Annotated in this window: 1 protein-coding gene; it reads left to right on the top strand. The window is 67.2% G+C overall.

All coding sequences use genetic code 11. The annotated features are described in order from the left end of the window. Nucleotides 1–250 (top strand): alkaline phosphatase (locus B4920_RS27215; protein ID WP_173862733.1); only part of this gene is annotated, 250 nt, incomplete at both ends.

Raw genomic sequence — 250 nt, 5'->3', positions numbered from 1 at the left:
GCAGGCGGTCCCCGGGGGCGCAGGCTTCAACACCGCGCTCGGAGACGGGGTGGACGTGCTGATGGGGGGCGGAGCCAATCACTGGACCCCCTACAGCGCCAGCAACAAGGGGGGCCGGGCCGATGGCCGGGATCTCACCGCCGAGCTCAGTGCCCAGGGCTATCAGTACGTCACCACCCAGAGCGATCTCGCCAAGATAGAGAGCGGCAAGGTGCTGGGTCTGTTCAGTGCCAAGTCCCACCTCGACTAC

The organism is Zoogloea sp. LCSB751 (genome assembly GCF_002028455.1).
Classification (GTDB): Bacteria; Pseudomonadota; Gammaproteobacteria; order Burkholderiales; family Rhodocyclaceae; genus Zoogloea.
This window is presented reverse-complemented; position numbering and strand designations above follow the sequence as displayed.